Annotated in this window: 5 protein-coding genes; 2 read left to right on the forward strand and 3 right to left on the reverse strand. The window is 74.3% G+C overall.

The features are described from left to right. From NBZ83_RS29670 to gabT, 3 genes are all read right to left on the reverse strand, one after another. The coding region (locus tag NBZ83_RS29670; RefSeq protein ID WP_261576272.1) for a diacylglycerol/lipid kinase family protein at positions 1 to 918 on the reverse strand (918 nt) is incomplete at its 3' end. A 64-nt stretch (positions 919 to 982) separates the two neighbouring features. Next, on the reverse strand, positions 983 to 1627 hold the full coding sequence (locus tag NBZ83_RS29675) for a DUF6758 family protein (protein WP_261564862.1): 645 nt from the start codon (positions 1625 to 1627) through the stop codon (positions 983 to 985). 124 nt (positions 1628 to 1751) lie between these two features. Beyond that, positions 1752 to 3128, reverse strand: a complete 1377-nt coding sequence (gene gabT / locus NBZ83_RS29680; protein WP_261576273.1) for a 4-aminobutyrate--2-oxoglutarate transaminase — start codon at positions 3126 to 3128, stop codon at positions 1752 to 1754. Between the two features lie 230 nt (positions 3129 to 3358). Between gabT and NBZ83_RS29685 the strand changes: the two genes are divergently transcribed. Beyond that, complete coding sequence (locus NBZ83_RS29685) at positions 3359 to 4801, forward strand: aldehyde dehydrogenase family protein (RefSeq protein WP_261564864.1); 1443 nt, start codon at positions 3359 to 3361, stop codon at positions 4799 to 4801. Between the two features lie 100 nt (positions 4802 to 4901). Then, the gene (locus NBZ83_RS29690; protein WP_261564865.1) at positions 4902 to 5768 is read left to right on the forward strand and encodes a PHP domain-containing protein; all 867 of its coding nucleotides are present in this window, start codon (positions 4902 to 4904) and stop codon (positions 5766 to 5768) included. Positions 5769 to 5778 lie beyond the last annotated feature (10 nt).

Below are 5778 nucleotides of genomic sequence, written 5' to 3' on the forward strand. Positions count from 1 at the left end.
CAGGCGCAGTGCGGCCGGGCGGACGACGATCTCCGTGGGCAGGTCGGCCAGCGGATCCCCGTCGGCGTACACCGCGAACGGCCGGTCGGCGCTGATGCGCACCCGTTGCCCGCGCAGCACCCGCACGTGGCGGGTGTGAACGTGCCGGCCGGCGAACACCCGCGGGAACAGCGCCAGGAAGGTCAGCCGCGACGTCCGCGAGACCAGCACGATCTCCAGCAGCCCGTCGGCGAGGTCGGCGTCGGGGGCGAAGCGCATCCCGCCGCCGTAGTAGGCCGCGTTGGCCGCGGCGACCGTCCAGCCCTGCAGCGCCCGGGGCGGCTCGTCGTCGATCGTCACCGTGAAGCGCACCGGCCGCCAGGCCGCCACCGCCCGCAGCGCCGCATAGGTGTAGACGTGGCGCCCTCGCAGCAGCCGGGTCCGGTTGGCGATGACCTGCACGTCGGAGTCGAAACCGACGCTGGCGATCCCCAGGTACGGCCGGCCGGCGACCTCCGCCAGATCCACCCGCCGTTCCTGGAACCCTGCCAGCTCGGCGGCGACGCGGCAGGGGTCGGCGGGCAGACCCAGGCCGCGGGCGAAGTCGTTGCCGCGGCCCCCGGGCAGCACGGCGAGCAGCCCACCCGCCCGGGCCACCGTACCGGCGACCGCACCGGCCAGGCCGTCCCCGCCGAGCGCCACCACGACCCGGCCGTGCGCGGTCGCCTCGGCGGCGAGCTGGCCGGCGTGGGTGAGGTCGCGGGTGGGGGCGACCCGCACGTCGGCGGCCCACCGGTCGAGCTCGACACAGACGCCGTCGAGCAGGCGCAGCGCCCGCCCGCGCCCCGCGCTCGGATTGACGATCACGGTGAGCAGGCGCCGGTCGACCTCCACAGCGGCTGGGAGCGAGATTGCCGGCGGGCAGAGCGGTTCCGTCATGCTGCTGGCCCGATCCCTTCGCCGGCTGATCCGATCGGATCAGCCTACGGCCGCGGGGACCCGCTCACCGCACCGTGGACGACGCGACGGTCAGATGCTCGCTGACTGCGCCGAAGAACGACCGTTCGCCGAGCTCGGGGGCGTCCCGCACGTCGCGCAGCACCAGGTGTTCCAGCAGGATCAGCGCCGCGTCGGCCGGCCAGAGCACCAGCCACAGCCACACCCCACGGGCCTCGCCGACGAAGGCGGCCCGGTCGGGTCGGACGGCCAGCGGCCACATCGCCGTGGGATGCCCGGCGGCCTCGACCTTGGCCTCGGACGCGCCCGGCAGCGCCTCCGGATCGGGGCCGGCGAGGCCCGCGAGTTGGGCGCCGAGGCCCACCCCGGGTGCCTCGGCGACGAGGATCATCTCCGCCGGTCCGCCCAGCGGGCAGGGGCCGGCGAGGGCGAGCGCGCTGGCCCGCGGCCCGGTGCGGTCGTCGCCGGCCCAGCCGATCCCACTGACGTACCAGTGCACCGGCATGGGCTCCGGCAGCCAGACCGGCACGGTAGAGGACGTGGCCAGGGATCGCAACGCCTGCTCGCGGGAGGAGACGGCTGTCCGGTACGGGCTCACCTCCCCGTGCTCGTCGCACCGGTACTGGCTACTCCACAGGTCGGGCGGACGGAGCGGGCCGAGACAACGAGGGCAGGTGGCAGCAATGGTCACCGGGCGCCTCCTGGCGTAGGTGGAGGAAAGGCCGCCGGACGTCGACGGTTCCGATACGGCTGTTCCCGCCCTCTACCGCGAGCAACCGTCTCACCAGCACTGATGTGCCGAACCGCCGGGCACGTCAGCGGCCGGTGGCGCACTCGGCGAACGCCTCGTCGAGGAGGTCCAGGCCGGCGAGCAGCAGCGGTTCGTCGATCACCAGCGGCGGCAGCAGCCGCAGCACGTTGCCCCAGGTGCCGGCGGTGAGCACGATCAGGCCGCGACGGTGACAGGCCGCCGCGACGGCTGCGGTCAGCTCCTTGTCCGGCCCGGTGTCGCCACCGCCGCGGACGAGCTCCAGGGCCAGCATCGCGCCCCGCCCACGGACGTCCCCGACAATGTCGTGCCGCGCCGCCAGGGCGCGCAGCCGGGGCAGCGCGAGCTCGCCGATGCGCCGCGCGCGGGCGGCGAGATCCGCGGACTCGATGAGCCCGATCGCGGCGAGCGCCGCCGCGCACGCCGCCGGGTTGCCGCCGTAGGTGCCGCCGAGCCCGCCGACCTGCGGGGCGTCCATGATCTCGGCTCGTCCGGTGACGGCCGCCAGCGGCATGCCGCCGGCGATGCCCTTCGCGGTGGTGATGAGGTCCGGCACGACGCCCTCGTCCTCGCAGGCGAACATCGTGCCGGTGCGGGCGAACCCGGTCTGTATCTCGTCGGCGACGAACAGGATGCCGGCGTCCGCGCAGAACTCGGCGAGGCGGGGCAGGAAACCACGGCCGGGGACGATGAAGCCGCCTTCCCCCTGGATCGGCTCGATGACCATCGCGGCCACCTCGCCCGCGCCGATCTCGTCCCGGACGAGTTCGATCACCCGCGCCGCCGCCTGCTCGCCGCAGTGTTGCGGGCCGGTCGGCCAGCGGTACGGGTAGGCCAGCGGCACCCGGTAGACCTCGGGCGCGAAGGGGCCGAAGCCGGCCTTGTAGGGCATCGATTTCGCCGTCATCGCCAACGTCAGGTTCGTCCGACCGTGGTAGGCGTGCTCGAAGACGACGACCGCGGCGCGCCCGGTCGCCGAACGGGCGATCTTGACAGCGTTCTCGACGGCCTCCGCGCCGGAGTTGAACAGCGCGCTGCGCTTGTCGTGATCGCCGGGGGTCAGCCGGTTGAGTGCCTCGCAGACAGCGACGTACCCCTCGTACGGCGTGATCATGAAGCAGGTGTGGGTGAACCGGCCGACCTGTTCGCGCACCGCCTCGACCACGCCGTCGGCGGCGTTGCCGACACTGACCACGGCGATCCCCGAACCGAAGTCGATCAGCGAGTTGCCGTCGACGTCGACGACGACCCCGCCGCCGGCGGCGTGCACGTACACGGGCAGGGTCTCCCCCACCCCACGGGCCACCGCGCCGGCCCGGCGGGCGGCCAGCGCGCGCGAACGCGGCCCGGGGATCTCGGTGACGAGGCGGCGCACCTGGGGCAGCCCGGGGCCGCCGCGGGCCGCCGCGTTCGCAGGGATCATCTCGTCGGCTCCCGCCTGCTCGCTCACCGGTGTCTCCACCTGGGCATCCATCTGGGCATCCATCTGGGCATCGTCCCCCGGCCGCGGGCTCGGGGCCGGGGGACGATGCCCAGGTCAGCGCCCGCTTCAGCCTCGGTGGGCGCCGATGGGCCGGTCGGGCGCGTTGAACCAACCGATGTTCCGACTGCGCCTAGGATGACGGGCGATGGCGACGACACGGGTGGATCGCGATGGCTGACGTCACCTCGTTCTGGTTGGCGGGCAACCGAGCCGAGGGTGCCTCGACGATCGATGTCCACCACCCCTTCGACGGCAGCCTCGTGGCCACCGTGGCGCAGCCCGACGCCGAGCAGGTCGCCCGCGCCGTCACGGCCGCCGTCGAGGTGGCCCCGCGATTGTCGGCGCTGCCCGCGCACGTGCGGGCCTCGGCGTTGGCGCACGTGTCCAAGCAGATAGCGCAGCGCGGCGACGAGCTCGCCCGGCTCATCACCGCCGAGAGTGGCAAGCCGCTCACCTGGGCTCGGGCCGAGGTGGCCCGGGCAAGCTCGACGTTTCGCTGGGGCGCGGAGGAGGCCCGCCGCTTCACCGGCGAGCTGACCCGCCTCGACACGGACCCGACCGGGGAGGGGCGCCTGGCGTTGAGCCGGCGCTTCCCGCGCGGACCCGTGCTCGGGATCACCCCCTTCAACTTCCCGCTGAACCTGGTGGCGCACAAGGTCGCGCCGGCACTGGCGGTCGGCGCCCCGATCATCGTCAAGCCCGCCCCCCGCACGCCGCTGTCGGCGCTGTTCCTCGGTGACCTGCTCGCCGAGACCGACCTGCCCGAGGGGGCCTGGTCGGTCCTGCCGGTCCCGAACAGCGAGGTCACCGGCCTCGTCACGGACCCGCGCCTGCCGGTGGTGTCGTTCACCGGCTCCGGCCCGGTCGGCTGGTCGATCCGCGACGCCGTGCCCCGCAAGCACGTCGTGCTCGAGCTGGGCGGAAACGGCGCCGTGCTGGTCGCGGCCGACTACGCGGCGCCGGGCGACCTCGCGCGGGCGGCCGGGCGCATCGCCCTGTTCGCCAACTACCAGGCCGGCCAGTCCTGCATCGCCGTGCAGCGCGTCTACGCCGACCGGTCCGTCTACGACGAGCTGCTCGACGAGATCGTCACCGCGGTGCGGGCGCTGCGCGGCGGCGACCCGGCCGACCCGGCCACCGACGTCGGCCCGCTCATCGACGTCGCCGCGGCTCGCCGCGTCGAGGAGTGGATCGCCGAGGCCGTCGCCGCCGGCGGCACCCTCGTCTGCGGCGGCACGCGCACCGGCGCGAGCATCGCCCCGACCGTGCTCACCGACGTCCCCGCCGACGCCCGGGTCGTGCGCGAGGAGGTCTTCGGGCCGGTCCTCGTCGTGTCCGCGGTAAACGGGTTGGACGACGGCCTCGCCCGGGTCAACGACAGCGAGTTCGGCCTGCAGACCGGCGTGTTCACCCACGACCTGGCCACCGCGTTCCGCGCCCATCGCGACCTCGCCGTCGGCGGGGTCGTCATCGGCGACGTCCCCTCCTACCGGGCCGATCAAATGCCCTACGGCGGCACGAAGGGCTCCGGCATCGGCCGCGAAGGCGTCCGGGCGGCCATGACCGACCTCACCGAGGAACGAGTCCTGGTCCTCACCGGCCTCGACCTCTGACCACCGAACCGCCGGTAACCACCCGAACCGCCGGTAACCACCCGAACCGCCGGCCGTCGACGGGGTGCCGCCGGCAACGGTTAGCTGACAGCATCAGCGGATGACCATCGACCTGCACACCCACTCCACCGCGTCGGACGGCCTGGTCTCACCGGAGGATCTCGTCCGGCTCGCCGCCGAGACGGGGCTGACGGTCATCGCGCTGACCGACCACGACACCACCGCGGGCATCGGGCGCGCCGCCGCGGCGCTGCCCGCCGGTCTCACCCTGGTGCCGGGCGCGGAGATCTCCTGTTCCGTCGACGTGCCCGGCGGATCGATCTCCCTGCACGTGCTGGCCTACCTGTTCGACCCGGCCGAGCCCGCCTTCGCCGCGGTTCGGGCGCGGGTCCGCGAGCATCGGGCCGTCCGTGCCCGCAGGATGGCCGACCTGCTGGCCGCCGCCGGGCATCCGGTGCGGTGGGAACGGGTGGCGCAGCTCGCCGCCGGGACGGTGGGCCGCCCGCACATCGCCGCGGCGATGGTCGAGGCCGGGCTGGTGCCGACGGTGGCGGCGGCGTTCACCCGCGACTGGATCGGCACCGGCGGGCCGTACTGGGTCGGCAAGGAACAGCCGGACGTCTGGCAGACCCTGCGGCTGATCCACGACGCCGGCGGGGTCAGCGTGTTCGCGCACCCGTTCGCCAGCCGGCGCGGGGTGACGGTCGGCCCCGACGTGATCGAGCAGATGGCCCGGGCGGGGCTTGGCGGTGTCGAGGTCGACCATCCCGACCATGACGCCGGCGAACGGCGCCGGCTGCGCGGACTCGCCGCCGAACTCGGCCTGATCGTGACGGGATCGAGCGACTTCCACGGCAGCAGCAAGCCGCAGGGCCTCGCCGCCGAGACGACCAGCCGCGAGGCGTACGAGGAACTCGTGGATGCAGCCACCGGAGCGGCACCTGTCACCGCGCCGCCCCCGGCCTGACCCACCCACC

The sequence above is a fragment of the Frankia gtarii genome (genome assembly GCF_025403375.1).
Classification (GTDB): domain Bacteria; phylum Actinomycetota; class Actinomycetes; order Frankiales; family Frankiaceae; genus Frankia; species Frankia gtarii.